21 protein-coding genes are annotated in these 24,311 nt (G+C 34.9%); 14 read left to right on the top strand and 7 right to left on the bottom strand.

Annotation, left to right across the window (positions count from 1 at the left end):
- Window positions 1-20 precede the first annotated feature (20 nt).
- The 9 genes from BMX24_RS12550 to BMX24_RS12510 all read left to right on the top strand — a co-directional run bounded on the left by BMX24_RS12550 (window position 21) and on the right by BMX24_RS12510 (window position 9,776).
- The gene (locus BMX24_RS12550) at window positions 21-380 is read left to right on the top strand and encodes an S-adenosylmethionine decarboxylase family protein (protein WP_089793232.1); all 360 of its coding nucleotides are present in this window, start codon (window positions 21-23) and stop codon (window positions 378-380) included.
- A gap of 2 nt (window positions 381-382) precedes the next feature.
- A complete protein-coding gene (locus tag BMX24_RS12545; protein ID WP_089793230.1) occupies window positions 383-1,858 on the top strand; it encodes a DUF4178 domain-containing protein in 1,476 nt (491 codons plus the stop codon).
- A 3-nt stretch (window positions 1,859-1,861) separates the two neighbouring features.
- Window positions 1,862-2,059 carry a hypothetical protein gene (locus BMX24_RS12540; protein ID WP_228404838.1) on the top strand — a complete coding sequence of 66 codons (198 nt, stop codon included), beginning with the start codon at window positions 1,862-1,864 and terminating at the stop codon, window positions 2,057-2,059.
- Window positions 2,060-2,070: 11 nt separating this feature from the next.
- Entirely contained in the window at window positions 2,071-2,286 is a 216-nt protein-coding gene (locus BMX24_RS12535) for a DUF350 domain-containing protein (RefSeq protein ID WP_089793228.1), read from the top strand.
- Window positions 2,279-3,793: a polyamine aminopropyltransferase gene (locus BMX24_RS12530; RefSeq protein WP_089793227.1), complete on the top strand. Its 1,515-nt coding sequence runs from the start codon at window positions 2,279-2,281 to the stop codon at window positions 3,791-3,793. The genes BMX24_RS12535 and BMX24_RS12530 overlap by 8 nt, the downstream gene beginning before the upstream one ends.
- Window positions 3,768-5,357, top strand: coding sequence for an NAD(P)/FAD-dependent oxidoreductase (locus BMX24_RS12525; protein ID WP_089793224.1), 1,590 nt, complete (start codon window positions 3,768-3,770; stop codon window positions 5,355-5,357). The genes BMX24_RS12530 and BMX24_RS12525 overlap by 26 nt, the downstream gene beginning before the upstream one ends.
- On the top strand, window positions 5,354-6,379 hold the full coding sequence (locus BMX24_RS12520) for a hypothetical protein (protein WP_089793222.1): 1,026 nt from the start codon (window positions 5,354-5,356) through the stop codon (window positions 6,377-6,379). The genes BMX24_RS12525 and BMX24_RS12520 overlap by 4 nt, the downstream gene beginning before the upstream one ends.
- Window positions 6,380-6,407: 28 nt before the next feature.
- On the top strand, window positions 6,408-8,162 hold the full coding sequence (locus BMX24_RS12515) for a discoidin domain-containing protein (protein ID WP_089793219.1): 1,755 nt from the start codon (window positions 6,408-6,410) through the stop codon (window positions 8,160-8,162).
- A gap of 396 nt (window positions 8,163-8,558) precedes the next feature.
- On the top strand, window positions 8,559-9,776 hold the full coding sequence (locus BMX24_RS12510) for a serine hydrolase domain-containing protein (protein ID WP_089793217.1): 1,218 nt from the start codon (window positions 8,559-8,561) through the stop codon (window positions 9,774-9,776).
- 87 nt (window positions 9,777-9,863) lie between these two features.
- Here the strand turns inward: BMX24_RS12510 and BMX24_RS12505 are convergent, their stop codons facing one another.
- From BMX24_RS12505 to recJ, 6 genes are all read right to left on the bottom strand, one after another.
- Window positions 9,864-10,709: an alpha/beta hydrolase gene (locus BMX24_RS12505; protein ID WP_089793215.1), complete on the bottom strand. Its 846-nt coding sequence runs from the start codon at window positions 10,707-10,709 to the stop codon at window positions 9,864-9,866.
- A gap of 181 nt (window positions 10,710-10,890) precedes the next feature.
- Window positions 10,891-13,152 carry an outer membrane beta-barrel family protein gene (locus BMX24_RS12500; protein WP_089793213.1) on the bottom strand — a complete coding sequence of 754 codons (2,262 nt, stop codon included), beginning with the start codon at window positions 13,150-13,152 and terminating at the stop codon, window positions 10,891-10,893.
- 365 nt (window positions 13,153-13,517) lie between these two features.
- Window positions 13,518-13,859 carry a DUF3817 domain-containing protein gene (locus BMX24_RS12495; protein WP_089793211.1) on the bottom strand — a complete coding sequence of 114 codons (342 nt, stop codon included), beginning with the start codon at window positions 13,857-13,859 and terminating at the stop codon, window positions 13,518-13,520.
- Between the two features lie 5 nt (window positions 13,860-13,864).
- Window positions 13,865-14,650 (bottom strand): hypothetical protein, encoded by a 786-nt coding sequence (locus BMX24_RS12490; protein ID WP_089793209.1) that lies wholly within the window; start codon window positions 14,648-14,650, stop codon window positions 13,865-13,867.
- A 5-nt stretch (window positions 14,651-14,655) separates the two neighbouring features.
- Complete coding sequence (nadD, locus tag BMX24_RS12485; RefSeq protein ID WP_089793207.1) at window positions 14,656-15,240, bottom strand: nicotinate (nicotinamide) nucleotide adenylyltransferase; 585 nt, start codon at window positions 15,238-15,240, stop codon at window positions 14,656-14,658.
- A gap of 11 nt (window positions 15,241-15,251) precedes the next feature.
- Window positions 15,252-16,964, bottom strand: coding sequence for a single-stranded-DNA-specific exonuclease RecJ (gene recJ / locus BMX24_RS12480; protein ID WP_089793205.1), 1,713 nt, complete (start codon window positions 16,962-16,964; stop codon window positions 15,252-15,254).
- A 151-nt stretch (window positions 16,965-17,115) separates the two neighbouring features.
- On the opposite strand from recJ, the gene BMX24_RS12475 reads away from it, so the two are divergent.
- From BMX24_RS12475 to BMX24_RS12465, 3 genes are all read left to right on the top strand, one after another.
- Window positions 17,116-17,427 carry a hypothetical protein gene (locus BMX24_RS12475; protein ID WP_089793203.1) on the top strand — a complete coding sequence of 104 codons (312 nt, stop codon included), beginning with the start codon at window positions 17,116-17,118 and terminating at the stop codon, window positions 17,425-17,427.
- Window positions 17,428-17,517: 90 nt separating this feature from the next.
- Entirely contained in the window at window positions 17,518-18,321 is an 804-nt protein-coding gene (locus BMX24_RS12470; RefSeq protein WP_170835707.1) for a GLPGLI family protein, read from the top strand.
- 306 nt (window positions 18,322-18,627) lie between these two features.
- A complete protein-coding gene (locus BMX24_RS12465) occupies window positions 18,628-20,370 on the top strand; it encodes a T9SS type A sorting domain-containing protein (RefSeq protein WP_089793198.1) in 1,743 nt (580 codons plus the stop codon).
- A gap of 78 nt (window positions 20,371-20,448) precedes the next feature.
- Here BMX24_RS12465 and BMX24_RS12460 read toward each other — a convergent pair whose 3' ends face one another.
- Window positions 20,449-22,071, bottom strand: a complete 1,623-nt coding sequence (locus tag BMX24_RS12460; RefSeq protein ID WP_089793196.1) for an ABC-F family ATP-binding cassette domain-containing protein — start codon at window positions 22,069-22,071, stop codon at window positions 20,449-20,451.
- A 204-nt stretch (window positions 22,072-22,275) separates the two neighbouring features.
- On the opposite strand from BMX24_RS12460, the gene smpB reads away from it, so the two are divergent.
- Window positions 22,276-22,734, top strand: a complete 459-nt coding sequence (smpB, locus tag BMX24_RS12455; protein WP_089793194.1) for an SsrA-binding protein SmpB — start codon at window positions 22,276-22,278, stop codon at window positions 22,732-22,734.
- A 77-nt stretch (window positions 22,735-22,811) separates the two neighbouring features.
- On the top strand, window positions 22,812-24,299 hold the full coding sequence (locus tag BMX24_RS12450; protein WP_089793192.1) for an OmpA family protein: 1,488 nt from the start codon (window positions 22,812-22,814) through the stop codon (window positions 24,297-24,299).
- The last annotated feature ends 12 nt before the right edge of the window (window positions 24,300-24,311 follow it).

Genomic DNA, 24,311 nt, shown 5'->3' with positions numbered 1-24,311 from the left:
TATTTGTGAAAAATATTTAATTGAAACCATTATCAAGCAAAGGTTTACATATTCTTCTGACTTTGGAAACGGAGTCAGAAGATTTGTTATTAAACAGTAAAGGTTTTTTAAGTTTTACTGAGAAAATTTTAGCTACAAAAGACGTGGAAATTGTGGGAGTGACCGATCATATTTTTGAAAATCATAGTTTTACTTCTGCGGTTTGCCTGAAAGAATCTCATTTGTGCATTCATACCTGGCCGGAATTTAAACAACTGACCTTTGATGTTTTCCTTTGTAATTATATGCAGGATAATACGGAAAAAGTGGAGCAGATTGCAGATGAGGTAATCGGGTATTTCAATGCCAAAATTATTCAAAAACACAAAATTTACAGATAAAAATGCATTACACTTGTCCCTTATGTAAGACTGAGAATAAGATTGATGCCAGTTTTCACCCTGTAGAATATGTCTGCAAATCATGTTCTAATCTTATTGATGTCAGCAAAAATACATCTACGAAAGTTGTAAAAAAACCGATCGAAAATGTTGTTCTGGAAATTGGTCAACAGGGAGTTATCGACGGAACAGCATACCGGGTTACGGGAATTATCATCAGGAAATATGGGTCCAGCATTTTTTGGAGAGAATATTATTTAAAAGATGATAAAGGAAACAGTGCTTTTTTGAGCGAAAGTGATGGCCATTGGGTTTTTCTGCATCTCATCAACGAAATGGATGTAAAAAGAAAACAGAATGGAAAAGTAGCCGAATTGCATGGAGTAAATTACCGTTGGTATGAAACTACACAATGCACGATTCATGCAGCTGCAGGTTTTTTTGAAGATAGACTGAATTTCGGTATTGCCACATATAAAGAGTGGGTAAATGCAACTCAGATGATCTCTCAGGAGCAATCCGGAGATTCATTGGAATATTTTTTCGGACGGCATATTTCAAAATATACAATTAAAAAAGCTTTCAACATTCCCAATCTTCCAAATTATACGGGAATAGGCATTGTTCAGCCTTATTATTTTAATATTAAACAATTAATAAATATTTTTTGTGTTGTTGCCCTCTTGATTTGTCTCCTGCAGGTCTATGTTTATACGACGCGAAGCAATTATCCTGTTTTTGAGCAATCCATCAGATTTGAGGAGGTAAAAAACAAAGAAATGGTAAGCAAAAGTTTTACCCTTTCGGGAGGTTCTGCGCCTATGAAGGTGAAAGTTTTTTCTGGAGTTGATAATTCGTGGGCCAATGTTCAGCTAAGTCTTGTAAACGAAAAGACAAATGAAATTGTTTACACATCCAAAGACATCGAAGAATATCACGGCGTTGAAGGCGGCGAAAGCTGGTCGGAAGGAAGCACAACGGAAGAATTTAATCTTTGCGGAGTTTCTTCCGGAACGTACCATTTCCTGATTTCTGCAGAAAGGCAGGAAACTATCGATACTACTGTTCCCGCATCTACTTACACTTCACCCGACGGTACAGTGACCATAAAAAGAGAAAATACAGGACTCATCAATGTAATCAACAACAATACTTTTGAATCGGTGTTGTTTGGTGATCTTAAAACTCTGGAAGGTGATCAGACGGGAACGGGAAATATGGTAAAGAAGGCATTTGAAGGGAAAAATTTAGACTCACTTTTAAATATAAATGCAGAGCCTCTTCCGGCTGTTGCAGAGCCTGTCACTTCTTCCAACTATGTCGATATTAAGGCAACATGGCTTCCGGTATCTTTCTGGAATTTCGGAATTATTTTGGTTCTGATGATTGTTTTTTTCATAGGCTGCTATTGGGGAAGACATCTTTTCAATGTTGCGAAGTGGAAAAACAGTTCAAACTCACCTTATCCTCAATCGTAAATTATGGCAAATATTATTAATTACATTAAAGAAAATTGGTTTTTGTGCCTTATTGGTGGGATGTTTCTGAGTTGGTTTGTGTATCTTACCTATTCGGGAAATCAGGTGTGCGACTGTGCAAAGACCGAAACCTACAGAGATGGGACAACAAGGCGTCATTCTTCAGGTGGAGTGGGCTATTACAGATACTATCACAAATAAAAATATAAATTATGGATCAGATTAATTTTTTACCGGTTATCAACTCGTTACTATATTCATTCTTAGGCATCGCTATTCTGCTGATTTGCTATTTTATTCTTGAAAAATTAACGCCGGAAAGAACGTGGCATGAGATTTCAAAAAACCAGAATGTAGCATTGGCGATTATTTTCGGAGCATTTATCATCGGGATTTCAATTATCATAAGCGCAGCGATTCATGGATAAGAAGAGGATTCCTCTTGAACTTTTACTGCTGTTTTCGGTATTTGTCATTGCGACTTGCGGACTTATTTACGAATTGGTTGCAGGAGCTCTGGCGAGTTATCTTTTGGGTGACTCTGTGAAACAGTTTTCTTTTATTATCGGGGTTTACCTTTTTTCGATGGGGGTAGGTTCTTATTTTGCGAAATTCATCAAAGGAAATCTGATCGACAAATTCGTGGAAATAGAAATCCTTGTCGGAATTGTCGGAGGAATAAGTTCGGTAGTTTTATTTATTTTATTCAATACTTTAGCGCATTTTGAGGCTGTTTTATATCTTTTTGTCTTTTTCACGGGATGTTTGGTTGGCGTGGAAATTCCGTTGCTGATGAATATTTTGAAGGACAGGATTCAGTTTAAAGATCTGGTCTCAAATGTTTTTGCTTTCGATTATATCGGGGCTTTACTGGCTTCAATTTTATTTCCTTTGGTTTTAATTCCGAATTTAGGTATTGTAAAAACACCTTTATTTTTTGGTTTAATTAATATTTCGATCGCCATTTTTTTATGTTTTTATCTTAAAAAAGAGCTTTCAAAGCCGGTTTTGTTGAAGATAAAAGCAATCGGAGCTTTTGTTTTTCTGTTGATACTTTTTATTTTTTCAGACAAAATTTTATCATTTTCGGAGGAAAAATTATACGGTGAAAATGTCGTTTACACCAAAAGTTCGCCTTACCAGAGAATTGTTTTGACAAGGAATAACCGGGAGTTTCGATTATATTTAAACAATAATTTGCAGTTTTCTTCCACCGACGAATACCGCTATCATGAAGCATTGGTTCATCCTGCGATGTCAATGGCGAAAAATATCGATCATGTTCTAATTTTAGGCGGTGGCGACGGTTTTGCAGTTCGTGAAGTTTTGAAATATAAAGAAGTAAAAGATATCACGTTGGTAGACCTGGACGGAGAAATGACCAATTTCTTCAAGACCAATGAAACCATGCGGGAACTTAATCAGAGTTCTCTATCAAATCCGAAGGTGAAGATCATTAATAAAGACGCTTATATTTGGGTTAAAGAAAACAAGCAGAAATTCGGGGTCATCATCATCGATTTCCCGGATCCGTCCAATTACAGTTTGGGAAAATTATATTCTCTGCAGTTTTATAAAGAATTGGAACGATTGACCACTCCAGACACAAAAATTGTGGTTCAGACCACTTCTCCCTATTTTGCACCAAAATCTTTTTGGTGTATCGAGAAAACGATCAATCAGATTTTTCCTTTTACTTCGGCGTATCACACCTATGTTCCGTCTTTCGGAGAGTGGGGGTTTTCGATGGCGTCTTTTGAGCCTGTTAACAATAAGATTTACAGGAGAATTCCCAATTTAAAATTTTACGATTACAACTTCCCTCAAATGTCATATTTTTCCAAAGACATGATAACGGAAGATGTGGAAGTCAATCGATTGGATAATCAAATTTTAGTACGATATTTTGATGAGGAGTGGGGGAAAGTACAGTAGAAAAGATTTCCTTAAAACACTATTTTTAGGCAGTCTGATGCTTCCTTTTCTGCAATATTGCAGTAAAAAAGGGAAGTCACTTTTATTAAAAATCACCGGCACTGATTATGTTCTAGGCCACAAGCTTTGGGCTAAAGATTTTCCAAAACCTACAGAAGAAATCCATACAAAATATCTCATCGTCGGAGGTGGAATCTCCGGGCTTTCTGCATGTAGATTTTTCAGCCAGAATAGTGAAAATGATTATCTGTTACTCGAAATGGAAGATCATTTAGGAGGAAATTCATCAAGCGGACAAAATAAGTTTTCAAAATTTCCTTTGGGAGCACATTATCTGCCATTGCCGAATAAAGAAAATACGGAAATCATCGATTTTTTAAAAGAATGCAATATTTATCAGGGTGATGATGAAAATGGAGAACCGATTTTAGATGAATATCAAATGACTTTTCCGCAACAGGAAAGATTATTTTTTAAAAATTCATGGCAAAATGATATTGTTCCACAAAAAGGAGTTTCCGCAGAAACTCAGAAAGAGTTTGACCGCTTTTTCAAATTAATGGATGATTTCCGTGACGGGAAAGGAGCGGACGGAAAATATTTCTTTGCAATTCCGGTTGAAGATTCAAGTGAAGACCCTGAATTGATTCAATTAGAAAAAATGTTGTTTAAAAGTTTTCTTGCGACAGAAAATTTTAAATCTGAAGAATTGCTTTGGCTGTTAGATTATTCATGCCGGGACGATTACGGATTGGGAATTGACCATGTCTCAGCCTGGGCCGGAATTCATTATTTTGCAGGAAGAAAAAACAACTGGAGCAAAAAATATAAAGATCAGGTTTTCACCTGGCCGGAAGGAAATGCAAGACTGGTAAAGCATTTTTCAAAATATACGGCAGGAAAGAGCTTAACGAAAAATTTAGTTTTTGATGTTAAAATCAATGACGGCGTTGAGGTTTTAAGTTTTGATAATGCCCGGAAAAAAACAAGAAAAATCTTTGCGGAAAAAGTTCTTTTTGCAATACCTCAATTTGTCAACGAAAGAATTTTTAATGATAAACAGGCAAAATATTTTAATTATGTTCCCTGGCTTTTAACGACGATTACCCTGAAAAACCAGTTCGGTGGAGATGAAGAATTGGCTTGGGATAATGTAATTTATGGTTCGGATGGTTTGGGATATATTTACGACCAGCATCAAAATGTAGATCAGATCATGGGCGAAAAAGTGATGACTTATTACAAAAGTTTTTCCACGGACGATTGCAGAAAGGCAAGGCGAAAGCTGTATTCCATGAATGAAAGCGAACTTCAAAATCTCGTTTTGGAGGATCTGAAAAAAGCACATCCTCTGATCGAGGATTTCATTGTTGAAATGCAGTTTCACAAGATTGGTCACGCGATGATTGCACCGGTTCCGAATCAGATTTTTGGCGTAAAAACTCAGGAAGCAAAACAGCCGATCGACGGAAAAATTTTCTTTGCTCACACCGATTTATCGGGTATTTCAATTTTTGAAGAAGCCTTTTATCAAGGCTGGAGAACCGCAGAAAAAATGATATGAAACAACCTTGGATCCATAATGCGAAAACAGATGGTTGGTTTATTTTATCACCACCTTTTTTGATTTTGTTTATTATTTTTCTTTTTCAGAAACAGATTCAGGGACTGGAAAATCATTATTCTTTTTATACCTGGCTTTTCTTGATTGTTTTTGTGGATGTGGCGCATGTATATTCGACTTTATTTAAAACCTATTTTGTAAAAGAAGAAATTCAGAAAAGGAAACTTCTGTATTACGGAATTCCTGCATTAAGCTGGATTTTAGGTTTAATTTTATACCAATTCGGAAGTCTTACATTCTGGTCGGTTCTGGCTTTGGTTGCTGTTTTTCATTTTATCCGGCAGCAATACGGTTTTATGCAGATTTATGCGCGATTCGAACCGAATAACTGGAGCAAAAAAATTGATGAGATTGCCGTTTATTCTGCCACCATTTTCTCGATGTTGTATTGGTTTAAAACGCCGCGGGCTTTTACCTGGTTTGTTGAAAATGAATTTAATTGGCTTAAAAACTTACCTGATTATACAAATTTCATCACCGTTTTATATGTTTTGATTCTGTCTGTTTGGATCATTAAAACTGTAGTTGAATTCTTTAAAACTAAACAAATTAATATTCCTAAAATCACATTAATTACAGGAACTTATCTTTCATGGTATTTCGGTATTGTCTATTTTAATAATGATCTGGTTTTTACCTTTTTGAATGTCATTTCCCACGGAATTCCTTACGTTGCATTGGTTTATATTCGGGAAATAAAACAGAAAGAAACGACTAAACTTAATAAATTTTCTGTTTTTCGTTCAACTTTAGGAATTTTTTTATTTATCGCGATTATTTTAGGATTTGCTTTTTTTGAGGAATTTTTATGGGAAATTTTAATTTGGAATGAACATTTTTCGTTAAATGTAAATCTTTCGACGAATTGGTTTCAGTTTCTCGTTCCGTTATTAGTCGTTCCTCAGCTTACACACTACTTATTAGACGGTTTTATTTGGAGGAAACCCAAAAAAGTTAACTAAATTTGCGTTTAAAGTAAAAAATATGAAGATGCAGAAGTACTTTTTCTGGGTAGCTATTTTTCTGGGCTTTAGTTTGAATGCACAGCAAAAAACATTTTGTAACCCGATCAACATCGACTATGGCTATACGCCATTCGAAAACTTTTCAAAACAAGGCAGACACCGTGCTACGGCGGATCCTGTGATTGTTAATTTTAAAAACAAATTATTCCTTTTCTCTACCAATCAGGAAGGATACTGGTACAGCGACGATATGCTCGACTGGAAATTTGTGAAAAGAAAATTCCTTCGTGACAATAAATATCAGCACGACCTGAATGCCCCTGCCGTTTGGGCGATGAAAGATACATTATACGTTTTCGGATCAACGTGGGAACAGGATTTCCCGATCTGGAAAAGCACAAATCCTACCAAAGACGACTGGAAAATTGCTGTTGACACCCTGAAAGTCGGAGCCTGGGATCCTGCTTTTCATTATGATGAAGACAAAAATAAGCTGTACTTATATTGGGGATCAAGCAATGAATGGCCATTGTTAGGAACTGAAGTGAAAGTCAATACATTGCAGTCAGAAGGTTTCGTAAAGCCGATTATCAGATTAAAACCGGAAGATCACGGTTGGGAAAGATTCGGAGAATACAATGACAATGTTTTCTTACAGCCTTTCGTAGAAGGAGCCTGGATGACGAAGCACAACGGAAAATATTATATGCAGTACGGCGCTCCGGCAACGGAATTCAGTGGATATTCGGATGGAGTGTATGTCAGTAAAAATCCTTTGGAAGGGTTTGAATATCAGCAGCATAATCCGTTTTCCTACAAGCCGGGAGGTTTTGCCAGAGGAGCAGGACACGGCGCAACTTTTGAAGATAATTACAAAAACTGGTGGCATATTTCAACCATTTTTATTTCGACTAAAAATAATTTTGAAAGAAGACTGGGAATCTGGCCTGCCGGATTTGATAAAGATGATGTGATGTACACCAATACAGCTTATGGCGATTATCCGACATTCCTTCCGCAGTACGCTCAGGGAAAAGATTTTTCAAAAGGTCTTTTTGCAGGATGGATGTTGCTGAATTACAATAAGCCAGTTCAGGTTTCCTCGACTTTAGGCGGATATCATTCTAACTTTGCAGTGGATGAAGATATTAAGACCTATTGGAGTGCAAAAACCGGAAATTCCGGGGAATGGTTTCAGACGGATTTAGGAGAAGTTTCTACAATCAATGCGATTCAGATCAATTATGCGGATCAGGATGCTGAGTTTTTGGGTAAAACTTTAGGCAAAATGCATCAGTATAAAATATATGGTTCAAACGATGGTAAAAAATGGAATGTGATTGTTGATAAAAGCAAAAATACCAAAGACGTTCCTCATGATTATGTAGAACTTGAAAAACCTGCCAAAGCAAGATTCCTGAAAATGGAAAACTTAAAGATGCCAACAGGAAAATTTGCATTAAGCGGATTCAGAGTATTCGGAAAAGGGGACGGACCTGCACCAAAAAAAGTGGAAGATTTTGTTCCGCTACGAGCTGACCCAAAAAAATATGGTGAAAGAAGAAGTATCTGGATGAAATGGAAACAGAATCAGGATGCCGATGGATACGTAATCTATTGGGGAAAATCTCCGGACAAATTATACGGAAGCATCATGGTATACGGAAAGAACGAATATTTCTTCACCGGAGCCGACAGAACGGATGCCTACTATTTCCAGATCGAAGCTTTCAATGCAAATGGAATTTCAGAAAGAACAGAAATTTTTAAATCAGAATAAAAATTTTAATTAAAATAAAAAGGCCTCAGGAATGTAATATTTCTGAGGCTTTTTTTGAATTTACTTTTAAAATATTTTGTTGGATATCGCAAAGACGCAAAGTTTTTTTAAACTATTATTATGTTTTTAAGACGCAAGAAAATCATAGATTTTCGGCAAAGATTTTAAGTAAATAACTATACAGTCTTAAATTTTATCGCAGATAAAATCCTTGCGCCTTAAAAACCAAGAATTATAATAAAAATTGCGCCTTTGCGATAACCAATAAAAAAATAGGAATTTTTACACGGTAAATCATTGTTTTAAAACAAATTTCAAATACATAATCCCAATTCGTTGAAATATTTCCAAAAAATACCGAAATTAGCAGCATAAAATAAATCGAAAGAATAAACTATGAAAAAACTCAAACTTCTTTCGCTTTCGTTATTTCTACCCTTTATTTTTGCGGGCTGTGGAGATGATGAAACGGAAAAAAATTATCAGCTGGAATTAGATGCTGCCGTAAAAAATATTCACACAAATCTTCAGAAAGATTTAAATACGGATGTTCCTTCGCTGAGTGTATATGTGGTTTCACCCAAAGGAACTTTTTTCAGTACAGTTAAGGGAACCAACGGAACCGCCGTTACACCAAATACTTATTTCCGTTTTGCAAGCAACACAAAAAACTTTACGTCAACAGCGATTTTAAAAATGATGCAGGACGGCTGGCTGAATCTTGATGATAAAATCACTGCTAATATTCCCGGGACAACTGTTCCGTATGTACCGGACGTTGCAGACTGGAATTTTCCGCATAAAAATGAAATCACCATCCGCCAGATTTTACAGCATAACGCAGGAATTTATGATGTAACGAACGATGCTTCACAATACAATATCGGAGGAGAAACTTATGCAGATTATATGCTGGCAACGAATCCTGATTTCCAGTTTTCAGCTTCGGATTATGTGAAAGTGTTGACGGATCATAATCTTACGTATGGTTCGCCCAATCAGGTTTATCATTATTCCAATACAGGGTTTTCGATTTTGGGAGAGATTATCGCGAGAGTATATTCTCAGAAAGTGAATTCTGTGAAAACATACGGAGATTTTATGTATGATAAAATTGTCGGTCCGAATTCTAAAAAACCATTAGGAATTAAATTTCCTGAGCTGGCTTCCGACAAGCAATTGCCTTCGCCTTATGTGAAAGGATTTATCAAGTATTCTGATCATGATGAGGTTACCGACCTGAAAAACGCAAGTGCACACATCGCTGAAGGAAACGGAATAGGAACGATGACCATGCTTACGGAATATATCAGAAGCGTAATGAAAGGTGATAATGTTTTATATGCTTCCAGTGCAGAGTTGATGAGAACAAACAAAGGTGCTGCTACTACCAACGGTTATGGCTTGGGTTGTTCGAACTTCCAGGGAATTGGCTATGGTCACAACGGTGCTACAGAAGGATATTTGTCGATGATGGCTTATGATCCGAAATCTGATGTTTCTGTGATTGTTTTACTGCCTTTCTGGGATCTGAGCAGTACAAGTAAGTTTGAAAGATGTTTGAATACGCTTAATACTACGGCGATTGAGGCTAAGAGAACTTTGGGATATTGATTTTAACACGAATATCGCGAATTTTTTCACGAATAAACACAATTTTATTTCAATAAAAAAAAATAACGCTTTGAAATTTCAGAGCGTTTATTTTTTATTGATATTCTTCATGAACTGAACGATTTTGCTGATTAAAAATGTTGAGTTGGTTTCTTTTTCCCACGATAGATGGTTCCCGTTGAATTCATAAGATTCATAATAGACAGAGTTTTTTGCCAATGCCGAATCTAAGATTTTCTTTTGTGATAAAGGAACAACCGTATCATGCAGTCCGTAAAAAGATAAAGCAGGCGGTGAGTTTTTATTAATCCAATGCACCGGGCTTCCGAAATCCATCAGGGAAATATTTTTGTCGACAATCTTTGGGTCGATTAGATGTTTTTCAACAAAGCTGTATTCATCATAATTTTTAAAACCGGGATCGTTCAAATCTACGGGACCTACGATATTGATAACGGCTTTTACACTTTTATTTTTGTCGGATTTATTGGCATAAAACATCGATAAATGTCCACCGGCGCTGTTTCCCAGGAGAATGAATCTGGGTTTGTATTTTAATTTCTTTTCTAAAGAATCCATTACATTTTCAATGTCTTCGGTTTGAACGGGAAGAGCGAAACGGGTTTTGGAAGCCAGTCTGTAATTCATATTAACAAAAACATTTTCCGGGAATTTTTCCATTAATGAATAGGTGAAAAATGTTAATTGAGATTTATTTCCACTGCGCCATCCACCTCCATGAATGATGATAAAAATGTCATTTTTCTTATTTGGTTTTTCCGGTAGATAAATATCCATTTTCTGATTAGGATTTTTGCCGTACGAAACATTATTTTCAACTTTAAATGAAATGTTATTCCCGACGTTTACTGTTTTTTGCTGACATCCTAAGAGTGTCATTAACGCTATTAAAATTAGTAAGTGTTTTTTCATTTTTTTAAGCAAATGTTACTATAAGTTTTGGCTAAAGCCGATTGAATTTTTATCTTATTTAAACGGGCTAAAGCCCGCTTCTACTGATGCAAATATTGTGCTTATTTCGTGTTAATATAAATAAAACCCGTCGATTTCCCGACGAGTTTTATACAAAATGATTTATATGAAGAAATGATTGTTATCTTGTTCTGTTTTTGATGGCATCAGAAGCACTTTCGATGTCTCTTACTTTTTTCACCTTCTGGTTTCCAAAGTTGTAGGTGATGCTTACCGTTAGGTTTCTTCTGTACTGGTCGTTTCTGATGTAGTTGTAGTTTCCGTTGTCCTGTAAATCTTCGATTTCCACGATGTTGGTTCTTAAAACATCATTTACATTCACTGCAAAAGTCCAGTCGTTCCAGTTTTTCTTTAAGCTTAAATCTAAACTCATTAAGTTTTTAAGCACTCCAAGCTCGATTTGTTGTTTGTCTACGTAGAAGAAGTTTGCCCCTAAGAACCATGTTTTTTTCTTGTCAAGACGAAGCGTGTTGTTGGTCTGAATAACAAGACTTGTTGACTTTCTTTTATTGATATAATCGTCAAAAACCTGGCCTGTCGTAGGATCTGTATTCAAAAATCCATCATTGGTATTATGCTGAACTCCAACATTGAAATTGGTTGTCAGATATTGTTTGAAGAATGTTTTCTGAATTCCCACCATCGCAGACATTTCCTGCTTGTCCCCGAAATTGGTTCTGATATAAGCTAACTGTATTCTTTCCTGATTCGTTTTAGGGTCGATATAGCTTCTCTGTAAAGGAACCTGAGTGATCTGATCTTTTACATACGTGTGATTCAAAATAAGGAAGTATGAGTTTTTATACATATACGTCAATTCCTGGTTATACGTAGAAGATGCTTTTACAAAAGGGTTGTTTTGGGTATAATTATCTTCTGTAATAATATTTTTCACAGGATTCAGCTCCCAGAAGCTTGGTCTTCTCATTCTGCTTGAAAATGAATAAGATAAATTATTTTTATCATTAATGGCATAGTTGAAGCTTACATACGGTAAAATATTATTGTAGTTTCTTTCTATTTTTTGGTTAGATTCTACATTGTTTTTCCAGCTGTCTGCAGTTCCTAAACTGTTGGTGATCTCATATCTTGTTCCCACTTTTCCGGAGAATTTGTCGGAGAATTTCTTTTCAAAAGTTACATATAAACCGTAGATGTTTTCATCATATATAAAATGGTTGAAGTCGTTATCTGAAGGAAGCTGATTTCCTGAAATATCGTAAGGATAGGTGTAATTTTTTGTGTCGTTATCAGTTTTTGTTTTGTTAAAATTTCCTCCGGCAGAAAAAGTAAAGTCATTTTTAAATTTCTGAATATAATCTACCGTTCCAGAGAAGTTATTGATGATCTGAGGAATATCCTGGATTATTTTTTTGCTGTTTTTGGTAAAATCTCCTGCAGCATCTTTAATCATCGTATTATTATCAGAATACTGGAATCTTTTATAATTAAGATAAGCGGCATTCAGATTCAATTTGCTTCCCAGAGAATCAAGCTTTAATTCATAATTTAAATTAACAGAGTTGTTGTAATTCCTTGCATCTTCTTTATTCTTCGTTTTGGTGTAATCAGTAGAAACTAAATTCCCATTATCATCATATCTCGTTATGGTGTTCAATAAATTGATGGTTGAGTTATAACTTTTATTGGCCCAAGAGTTCCAGGATAGAGCCAGATTACTTTTTTCAGTTAGTTGATAATCAATATTTAAGTATCCGCCAATATTTTTGTTTGGATCGTCGATATCACCGATGGATTCATTTTGAACATTACCGGTTTTGTTTCTTAAAATATAAGACTGTGGATTAATATTTTCACCGCCACTTAAATTGGCATTAATTCCCAGTTTGTCTTTTCTGTAATTCACGGAAAAACTTGCCTGGCTTGAGTTGTATTTATTTTGTGTGTTAGACATTCTCATGTTTCCGCTGGTACCGTCACTCATTTTTTTCTTCAAAATAATGTTGATGATTCCATCGGAAGATTCAACCTGGAATTCACTTCCGGGAACGGTGATCACTTCAATTTTCTGGATATTTTCTGCAGGAGTGTTTTTTAAGAATTGAGTTAAAGATTCTGCATCCATATTGGTTTTTCTGCCATTGATGTAGATAACCGCGTTATTTTTTCCTACAATTTTTAAAGTTTTATCGTCAGTCGTTGATAGGAGAGGAGTCTGCTTCAAAAGATCAAAAGTTGTATTTCCTTTGGTAACCGGCGATGCTGCGACATCATATACAAAACGGTCACTTTGTTTTTTGAAAACCTGTTTTGTCATAGTTACCCCTTCTATGGTTTTAGTTTTTACGGTGTCTTGTTTTTTTTCTTGTGCGAAAGTCAATCCGCTGAAAAATATGGCTGCAATGAGAATAGGCGTTTTCATGTTGGTATAATTTAGTGGTTTAATAGCTTGTATTTGTTATTATTTAACATTGCAAAGATATATAATTAATTTAGTATCTTGCAATACAAAGTACTTAAAATGTTTTTAAAATAAATTTAACGATCTGATTTTCAGTAGTTAAATTTTCAATTAAATTTTTCCGTTCTCTGAACTTTGTTATTAATTAGACAATTTTGGGAGGAATTTTGTTACATCGAAGCTTTAAATTTTTTTTAAAAACCTTAAAAACGAGATGAAATAATTAATGAAAATATGTCGGTTTTATAAAAAATTACAGCTGAATAGTTGAGTGAAAAATAAAAAAAAGCATAAAAAAAAGGATCAAAAAAGATCCTTTATTATTTTTATTCTCTGTCGAAGCGGGCCAGTTTTTTTTCGACCCAGATGGTGGCAAAAGGGAAAAATGCTGATAATAATGCAAACACAAAATCTTCATCATCCCACTTAAAAATCTTCCTTGCCGGAAGGCAAAATAAAAGATAAAGGGTAAAAAACAACCCATGAATATTCCCGATTATAATGATGAAAATAGTAGACAAAATACCTTCTTCGTCATATCTTTTCCAGATCATGGCAACTCCGTACAGCAGAAAGCAGGTAATCGCTTCGGCCACGCAGATTTGCTTAAACCATTTAATGATCTTTTCCTGGGAATATTTTGAGAAAAATTTTTCAATGAAGTCCATTTTAGTTATTTATAATAAATTTTGAAGTATGTTTTTACTTCATATATTGTATGATCTATGTTTACAAAGTTACGGGATTTAACAAAATTTCTGATTTTTTTTTCAAAATAAGGAATGAATTGTTTGTTATGATTATTATCAATATGATGCTTGAAATTTATTACTGATAATTTGTGTGTATCTTTATTAAAGTGCAACTTTACCTCGGTAAAATACTGGTTTTTTTCTTTGGAAACCTCGTAGCCTTTAGGATAGGTAAAATCTTTTAAAAAATACTCATTAATTATTTTATCGTCTGAGAGATCATCATTATCATAAAGTAAATCAAAGTGATCATTATATTTAAAAATCACAGACGGATTTTTATCAATATATTTTAAAAGAGATTCTTTTACAAGACCATCCATAAATTCTTTACCAAATTTTTCCTCAGTCAATCTTGTCATATATACATAATAACAAGAATAAGGCGCATAACCTCCGAAATCACTTCCCATCCATTCTCCACCCCAAATAATATGATGTTTATTAAGTATCTGTTTTAGTTCTTCTGCGGGAAGAAAGTTATCACCATTAGGAGCAACAAGATTGATATAATATTTATTTTGAATTTTAGAATCAGTAACGGCTTTTAGTGAATCTCTGGTACAATTTTCATGATGTTTTTTTCTGCGATTTTCATACATTTCACGATGCTCTCTTTCTCTTTTAAGAGAGTCTTCTTGTGGATTATTTTGCCCGAAAACAAATAATTGAATAAAGAAAAGAAATGTAAATAAATAAAATTTCATAATAACTACTTATAAAAACTACTACCATCCAAATAATCAAAAACCTCGGGCGGAAGCATAGGCCTTACATTTTTTCCGGCTTTGATCATATTTCGGATTTCTGTGGCAGAAAGTTCAATGACTGGAGCTTTTATCAATGAAATATTCTCATGATTCAGATATTCGGAATCTTTTTTCTCTCCATCAAAAACCCTTGGATATACGATAATATGATGGTTTTTAATCAAAAGCTCAGAATTTTTCCACTTGTGTAAACTTCCCAAATTATCTTCTCCCATGATTAAACTAAAAGAATAGTCGGGATATTTTTCATGAAGGTAAGTGAGTGTATCGATCGTATAACTCGGCTGTGGAAGTGAAAATTCTACATTGGAAGCTCTCATTTTCGGATAATTTTTTACGGCAAGCTGCACCATATCCAATCTGTTGTGATCTTTCAGTAAAGATTTTTTGTCTTTGAACGGATTTTGCGGGCTCACTACAAACCACAATTCATCCATATCAGAATTTTCCAGGATGTAATTTGCCAAAATCAAATGTCCGATATGAATAGGATTAAAAGAACCGAAAAATAAACCTACTTTTTTCATGATAATATTTCCTAATCCCTGAATTTCACGTCTTTAATATTCAAATAATGGGTAACATTACCTTTCCAGTGATTTTCTTCCAGTGTGAAGACTAAATCGAAATTTTTAGTTCTAAAATCATCTGCAAATTGACCCAACTTAAAACCAACACATTCAATATTTCTTCCCGTAGATTCCTGCTTGATATAAAACTTAAGGTGATTGTTATCTTTCCCCATCGTTTTGATATAGCCGGAAACTTTTTGATTCGTTAAAGCCAGAATCGGTTTCATATTGTGAGGTCCGAAAGGCGCCAGTTTTCTATGGAAATTGATAAATTCTCTGTTGATCTCATCAATCTGGATCTCAGAATCAATCGTAATAGACGGTTCTTTCTGATGTTCCTTGATTTTTTCGGAAACGACCCTTTCAAATTTTTCTTTAAAAGCATCAAATTTATCCTTCTCCATCGAAAGCCCTGCTGCAGCGTGGTGTCCTCCGAATTTTAAGAAATATTCTGAGCACATATCCAATGCCTCATGTACATCGAAGTCCGATACAGATCTTGCCGAAGCTACCATTTCACCATTATTCCCGTCTGTAAAAACGAGTGTCGGTTTGTAATAGGTTTCAATCAGTCTTGAAGCCACAATTCCAATCACTCCTTTGTTCCATTCGGGATGATAAACGATGGTTGTGTATTTTGTTTCCTGTTGAGATTCAATAACTTGGTTTAAAGCGGAAAGGGTAGAGTTCATATCCAGCTCACGCCTTTCGTCGTTAAGGTTCATGATGTCACTTACAATCTGATTGGCATGTTTCAGGTTGTCGGAAACCATTAATTCAACCGCGGCTTTTCCGTGTGAAATTCTTCCTGCAGCATTAATTTTCGGGGCAATTTCAAAAACAATATTTGAAATTTCAAAGTGGGAAAGCTTATCTTCAGGAATTAATAATCTTAATCCTAAATTTCTTGTTTTTCTTAAAACTTTTAAGCCCATTTTAGCCAAAACCCTGTTCTCGCCGGTCATGGAAACGATGTCTGCGGCAATAGAAATCGCCAGCAAATCTGTTAATTCAAAAAGTTCTGCTTCGGGAAGTTTGTAAATTGTATTCAATCCCTGGCAAAGTTTGAAACCCACTCCGCATCCTGAAAGCTCCTTGAAAGGGTAGCGGCAGTCGCTTCTTTTCGGATCCAGAACGGCAACGGCGCTGGGAATTTCATCTCCGGGCAAATGGTGGTCACAAATAATAAAATCAATGCCTAAATTCTCGGCATAGCTTATCATATCAAGCGCCTTGATTCCACAATCGAGAGCGATGATTAATGAAAATCCGTTTTCTTTTGCAAAATCAATACCTTCCGTGGAAATCCCGTATCCTTCGGAATTCCTGTCCGGAATATAATAGTCTAAATATTTTTTCTCAACAATTTTGCTGAGGTATAAGTACATCAGGGCTACAGCGGTAGTTCCGTCTACATCATAATCGCCGTAAACCAGTATTTTTTCTCCGTTTTCGATGGCATTGGCAATTCGCTCTACGGCATTCTGCATGTCTGCCATTAAAAAAGGACTGTGGATGTCGGTAAGGTTGGGTTTAAAAAACTCTCTTGCCTTTTGATAATTGTCAATTCCTCTAAGAACGAGTAACTTAGATTCAAAAGTTCCAAAACCAAGAGACGAACTTAATCCATCCACAATTTCTTCATCGGGTTCGGGCTTGTAAATCCATTTTTGACTCATTTCACAAAAATAGGGATTTTTTTTTGCTTTACTTTAATGAATATTATGTGTTTATTTAGAACCGATATAAATAGTAAAATGTTTTATTCATACGACTGGGAAAAATGATTTAAGTTATATATTTGAGACTTAAACAATTAAAATTCAATAAATGAAAAAAATGTTATTAATTTTGAGCTTAGGATTTACAGGATTAGTAAGCGCAAAAAGTGGTGAAGTGAGTTTTAAAGCTAAAGCTGTACTTCAATATGGCTATTTATATCAGTCAACGTGTGGCTGGACATTTAACATGTATACTGATACACCGATTGGACAAATGTCAGCTAGTCAGTATGATGATTATATGGATGAATTAATTGAAACAAATGATCGTATATGTAAACTTCATGGTGTGAAACCTGTTGAAAACTTTACGTTTAATTTGAAAAATTCTTTTAATGTTATTACAAAAGAAAGAATTTAAAACAGTAAATATTTTTTAATAAAAACTAATTCCATTATTGTATTCTGAGAAATACTAATGGAATTTTTTAATAATGGCATTATAAATAAAATGAAAAATATATTAGTCTTTGTTTGTATTACGTTTTGCACTATGATTCTTGCTCAAAATGAAAGTGATAAATCTGATTTAAAAGTGCGTTATTACATGGTTATGGCACCAGATTCTACTTTGTTAAGAAATGAGAATGAAGCATCTGTTTTTAGCTATTCATTATTATGTAATGCAAAAAAATCTATATATGCGGATGAAGGTGCAAAAAAATATTATGATTATTTACATGATAATGCGGGTAATTATGGTGTCCTGTCTGTAAATAGTGTTCCCAGATCTAAAAGTAGTGTTTATAAGGATGGGGATCAAATAATAGCAACATTACCTATTGGGAGAAAAGATTTATATAGGTTCGAGGAACCTGCTTTAAAATGGGAATTAATTAAAGGAAAGAAGAAGACAATTTTATCTTATTCTTGTAATTTGGCAAAAACAACATCGGATACAGGCAAAGTTTATTATGCTTGGTATTCTCCTTCAATACCTATTTCTGAAGGTCCATTTAGGTTTAAAGGGTTAAATGGTCTGATTCTAGAAGTTTATAATGAAGAAAAATCAATCTTAATAACTGCTGTTGAAATTGCAAAAGTGAGTGAATTAATTGAGCCGCTTAAATATGTTAATATTTTTGATGTAAAGGATAAATCTAAATTTTTGAAAAAAAGAAAAGAAGTTATGGAAGATCCTAATTCAAATAATCTTCAGTCTAAATATAGAGCAACAGGTCCCGATGGTCAGGAGATTAAGATAGACAGACGACAATCAACAGTGAAAGTAAAAGAAAATAATCTTTTGGATTAGACTTTTATTTTTCTTTTTAATAATAAAAACCACTTCTAAAAAAGTGGTTTTTTATTTTCTAAAAGAACAAAATTTAAAACAAGACTCAAACTGAATTTATTTCACTAAAAATTGAATATTAAAGTAAATGTATCTGATAGTAAAATTTTATTCACTAAATATTGATTGCGTGTAAATAATATTTATCTTATTTTGAATTTAATTTAAAATTACATAACTATTTATAATTTTAATTAGTTAAAATATGTTAAACGTTTAATTTAATTCAAAAAAAATATATATTTGTTGCTGTATAAAAAAACAGGTATGAATAGAAAAATTACTCGAAGCTTGCTCGGCTTAATGAGCATTGTATCATTTTGCAAATTAAGTGCGCAAAATTATCAAACACTGAATGTTACATCCGGTTACAATTCGGATCTTATTGCCAATGGATCGGGTGCTGCATCTTCCACTACTACAGCTAGTGTTGATGATCCGGCTAATGGATATGTTTTCATGTCTACAGATTTTATAAATGGCAACGGAATTGCTCCAACGTCCGGGCTTCCGGCTTCCGGTCTTATAAATTCCCAATCTACAACGGGATTGAGCTTTCAAATGGCAAACTATAGCTCGAATAACTCTTTGAGGCTTACAAATGTTGGGGATAATGGAACATTAAGTTTTGCTTCAACTCCAAAAGCATCGAAGTTATATATGCTGGCAACATCCGGAAGCGGAACCTCTGCAGCAGATATCCTTGTTACCTTTACAGACGGAACTACACAGACTTTTACCAACACATCAATAAGTGACTGGTATGGAGGTAATTCTTTTGCTATTAAAGGGATAGGGCGTGTAAGCCGAGTGAGTGATGCTATTGAAAACAGCACTACTAACCCGAGAATTTATGAAATTCCGTTGGTGGTAAGTGGGGCTAATCAAACTAAGAATATTTCAAATATCAAAGTTACTAAAGTCGTGGGTGGCTCGGGTATACTATGTGTGTTTGGCTTTTCTTATATAGTGGCAAACAGCTGTATTGCTCCGGATAATTTGGCTGCTTCAAACATTACTGCAAATTCTGCTACACTTTCATGGAACGCTGTTGCAGGAAGTTCGTCGTATGAAATTTATTTGAGTACGACTAATACGGCTCCAACAATGAGTACTACACCTACTATGTCTGGAATAACAGGGGCAACAACAAATCTTACAAATTTGTCACCATCTACTACATATAATGCATGGGTAAGAAATAATTGTGGTGGAGGAAGTACAAGTGACTGGAGCTCTTTAAGTGTAAGCTTTTCAACTTTGTGTGGAGCTGTAAATGTTCCTTATATGGAAAATTTTAATTCTGTAACAAATTATAGTATTCCACCATGTACATCACAACAGGTAATAACTAGTGATGGAGATTGGGCAGTGTATGATTGGGGCGGAACAGTACCAGGTTTCTCATCGAATACAGTATATACTATACCTCCTAATTCGAGTAATGCAGATACTTGGTTTTATACAAAAGGAATAAATTTGCAGGCAGGGGTAAGCTATACTTTATCTTTTGACTATGGCAATTATTTCAGCCCTCAAAGCTTAAAAGTTGCTTACGGAACCTCTCCTGTGAATACTTCAATGGTGAATTTGGTTAATGATTTTGGTAGTGTGAATATACCGGCTGCCAGTACAGCTACGTATACAATAACTCCTACATCTACAGGTATTTATTATTTTGGGTTTAATGATTATACTCCGGCATCAACAGATCTTGGAGCACTGATTCTCGATAATATTTCAGTTACTACAGCGACATTATCTACTGTAGAAAATGCATTGTCACAAAATACAGTGAGTATTTATCCAAATCCTGTTTCTGATTATCTATACATAAAAAGCAAGCAGAAAATATCTGAAATGAAGATTTTTGATGTATCTGGTAAGACTGTGTTATCTTCAGGTCAGGCAGAGAAAATTGATGTTTCTCCATTAGTAAAAGGAGCGTATATTCTTTCTGTAAAAAATGCAGACGGAACTATTTCTACTCATAAGTTTATTAAAAAATAATAGACTTTTTATCTCAAGTGTTAATAAAAATAGCTACTCCTAGGAGTAGCTATTTGTTTTTATATGTATCAAATGATATTAAGAATACATTTTCTCTTTTAATTCTTTTACCCTTTTATCAGCAAGATATTCGTCGTAAGTCATTTCTCTGTCGATGATTCCCTGTGGAGTCAGTTCGATGATTCTGTTACAGACTGTTGAAAGCATTTCGTGGTCATGAGATGCCAACAAAATATTTCCTTTAAAGTTAGACAATGAGTTGTTTAAAGTCGTAATACTTTCAAGGTCTAAGTGGTTGGTAGGTTCGTCCAATAATAGAATGTTTGCTTTCTGAAGCATCATTCTGCTGAACATACATCTCATTTTTTCACCTCCCGAAAGTACTTTACAAGATTTCAAAGCTTCATCACCCGAGAAAAGCATTCTTCCTAAGAAACCTCTTACGAATTCCTCATGACGCTCTTCATCATTTTTTGTGAATTGTCTCAACCAGTCAACCAAGCTTAAATCTTCCTGGAAGAAGCTGGTATTGTCTAAAGGCATGTGAGACTGGTTTGTTGTAACTCCCCAAGCAACAGTTCCTTTATCCGGCTGTACATTTCCGGCTAAAATTTCGAAAAATTCTGTAATTGCCAATGAATTTTTAGACAAAACGGCAACTTTATCACCTTTTTTAAGATTTAAATCAATGTTTGAGAACAACAATTCTCCGTCTTTCGTTTTTTCAAGACCTTTTACATCCAAAATCTGATCTCCTGCCTCTCTTTCCATTTCGAAAATGATTGCCGGATATCTTCTTGAAGAAGGCTTAATATCATCGATGTTTAATTTGTCGATCATTTTCTTTCTTGCAGTTGCCTGTTTAGCTTTTGCAACGTTTGAGCTAAATCTCGCGATGAAATCCTGAAGCTCTTTCTTCTTTTCTTCCGCTTTTTTATTAGCCTGAGCTCTTTGTCTCGTTGCCAGCTGAGAAGCCTGATACCAGAAAGAGTAGTTACCTGTGTAAAGGTTTAATTTAGCATAATCCAAGTCACCAATGTGCGTACAAACCGTATCTAAGAAGTGACGGTCGTGAGATACAACAATTACTGTGTTTTCATAATCTGCAAGGAAATCTTCTAACCAGGAAATAGTGTCAATATCAAGGTCATTCGTAGGCTCATCCAGAATCAGTACATCAGGATTTCCGAAAAGCGCCTGAGCCAAAAGAACCTTTACTTTGTCCTTGTTCTCAAGCTCACTCATCATTTGCCAGTGCATATCATCTTTAATTCCAACGTTTGAAAGCATGGTCTGAGCATCAGATTCTGCAGTCCATCCTCCCATTTCATCATAGATTACACCTAGTTCACCCGCTTTTATTCCGTCTTCGTCAGAGAAATCTTCTTTTGCATATAATGCATCCATTTCCTCTTTTATCTCGAATAATTTTTTGTTACCTCTCAAAACAGCCTCAAGAACAGTATATTGATCATAAGCAAAGTGATCCTGCTCAAGAACTGACATTCTTTTTCCAGGTTCTAAAGATATATTTCCTGTTGTCGGGTCCTGTTTTCCTGTTAATATTTTAAGGAATGTAGACTTTCCTGCACCATTTGCTCCGATAATCCCGTAGCAGTTTCCTTTTGTAAACATAATGTTTACCTCGTCAAAAAGAACTCTTTTCCCGAATTGTAAAGATAAGTTAGATACTGTTAACATATAGTTTTGTAAATTTGGCGCAAAAATACGAAAAGAATTTGGGTATTTCGTAATAATGTAATATTCAAGTTTTTAAATGTGGCGTATTTTTCCTATATTTCATTAATTAAATTTAATAAAATGCCAAGTCCTGAATGGATAAGCTTCACGAAGCTTTAAGTGCAACTTTATTAAATTATTACATCATATATATACGAATTTAAAATGAAGATTGAAAAAACAGTCAATATATTAAACAGAAAAGCCAGGTTTGAATATGAAATTCTCGAAGAATTGGAGGCGGGAATGGTTTTAACAGGTACGGAAATAAAATCTTTACGCTCTTCAAAAGCATCTATCGCAGAATCGTTCTGTCAGTTTATTGATGGGGAATTGTATATCATTAATATGATGATTGATGAGTATAAATTAGGTACTTTTTACAATCACAAAACAAAAAGGGAACGAAAATTGCTGTTGCACAAAAAAGAAATGCAAAAACTCGAAAAAAAGTTAAAGGATGCAGGAAATACTATAGTGCCATTAAAACTATATATCAATGACCGGGGAAAAGCAAAGGTTCTGATTGCCTTAGCCAGAGGGAAAAAACTTTTTGATAAGAGGGAAAGCATAAAAGATAGAGAAAATAAACGTAACCTAGACAGAATATTAAAGAAAAGTTAAAAATCATTTGAAAAACTTTGTATATAAAGAAAAATTATATTTATTTTGCATTATCAATTATTTAATCATTTAATTCTATGAAAAATCTAAAATTAGGAATTTCAGCATTGGCACTTACTGTTGCTTCTACTGTGTTCGCTCAGACTACCAACAATCCGTGGTTAATCGGGGTTGGTGCTCACGCGGAAAATCACTTAGCAGTAAGAAATGGCTTCAGTAATACGTTCAGTGCTAAAAATTTGACGAAGACAATGTTCAATATGAACAACTTCTCTATTACACCTCCATTATCTAAACTTACAGTGGCTAGAAACATTGGTAAAGGTTTAGTTATTGACTGGCAAACTACTGTAGGAAATGTTGAAAACAAAAGATTCAACATGGGTAAAGAGTTTATGTTAATGACAGGTCTTGGTTTCCAAGCTAAAGCTGCAGGTCTTTTATGGAATGAAGAATCTTGGTTCGATCCATATTTAAGAGTTGGTGCTAACTACCTAAGACATGACTATACTGCTCTTACTTTCCCAAGAACTGATGCAAACGGTGAGTGGGTACAGAATGGAGATAACGGTAATGAAAACGGTAAAGCTAACTTCTTTACTCTTGCTACAGGTGCTGGTGCTAACTTCTGGGTAACTAAAAACTTCGGTTTAGGTGTTCAAGGAGATTACGTATCAACTCCAGGTGATAAATCTACAGTTGCTAACTTCTGGCAAGCTTCTGCATCTCTATTATTCAGATTTGGTAACAGAGACAGAGATAAGGATGGTATCTTAGACAAAGACGATTTGTGTCCAGATACACCAGGTTTACCAGAATTCCAAGGATGTCCTGATACTGATGGTGATGGAGTTCCAGATAAAGACGATCAATGTCCAGATGTAGCTGGTCCAGTTGAAAACAACGGTTGTCCTTGGCCAGATACTGATGGTGACGGTGTAATCGACAAAGATGATGCTTGTCCTACAGTTGCAGGTCCTGCTGAAAACAATGGTTGTCCTTGGCCAGATACAGACGGTGACGGTATCCTTGATAAAGATGATGCTTGTCCTACTGTTCCAGGTCTTCCAGAATACAACGGATGTCCTAAGCCAAAAGACGTAACAGCTGGAGAAGTTGAAACTAAATTGAAGAGTGTTTATTTCGACTTCAATAAAGCTACAATCAGAGCTGAGTCTACTCCTGCATTAGATGCTGCTGCTCAAATTATCAAAACTGACGGTGGTAACTATCTATTAGAAGGTAGAACAGATGCTAAAGGTTCTGAAGCTTACAACTTGAAATTATCTAGAGAAAGAGCTGCTGCTGTAGTTGCTGCTTTAGATGCAAGAGGTGTAGATCCTAACGCTCTTAAATCTGTAGGTGTTGGTAAGGCTAAAGCTACAATCCCTGCTACAGCTTCTGACGCTGACAGACAAGTTGACAGAAAAGTAGTTGTAAAAGCTATCACTGACATGAATGAGTGGAATGCAATCGCTAAAAAAGATTACGAAGACGCTCCAGTGAAAAAAGCTACTAAAAAAGCTCCGGCTAAGAAAAAAGTAGTTAAAAAGAAGAAAAAATAATTAATTTTTCTA

Origin of the sequence: Chryseobacterium wanjuense (assembly GCF_900111495.1) — a bacterium.
Taxonomy (GTDB): domain Bacteria; phylum Bacteroidota; class Bacteroidia; order Flavobacteriales; family Weeksellaceae; genus Chryseobacterium; species Chryseobacterium wanjuense.
Note: the sequence above shows the minus strand (reverse complement) of the source record. Positions and strands in the feature narration are given on the sequence as shown.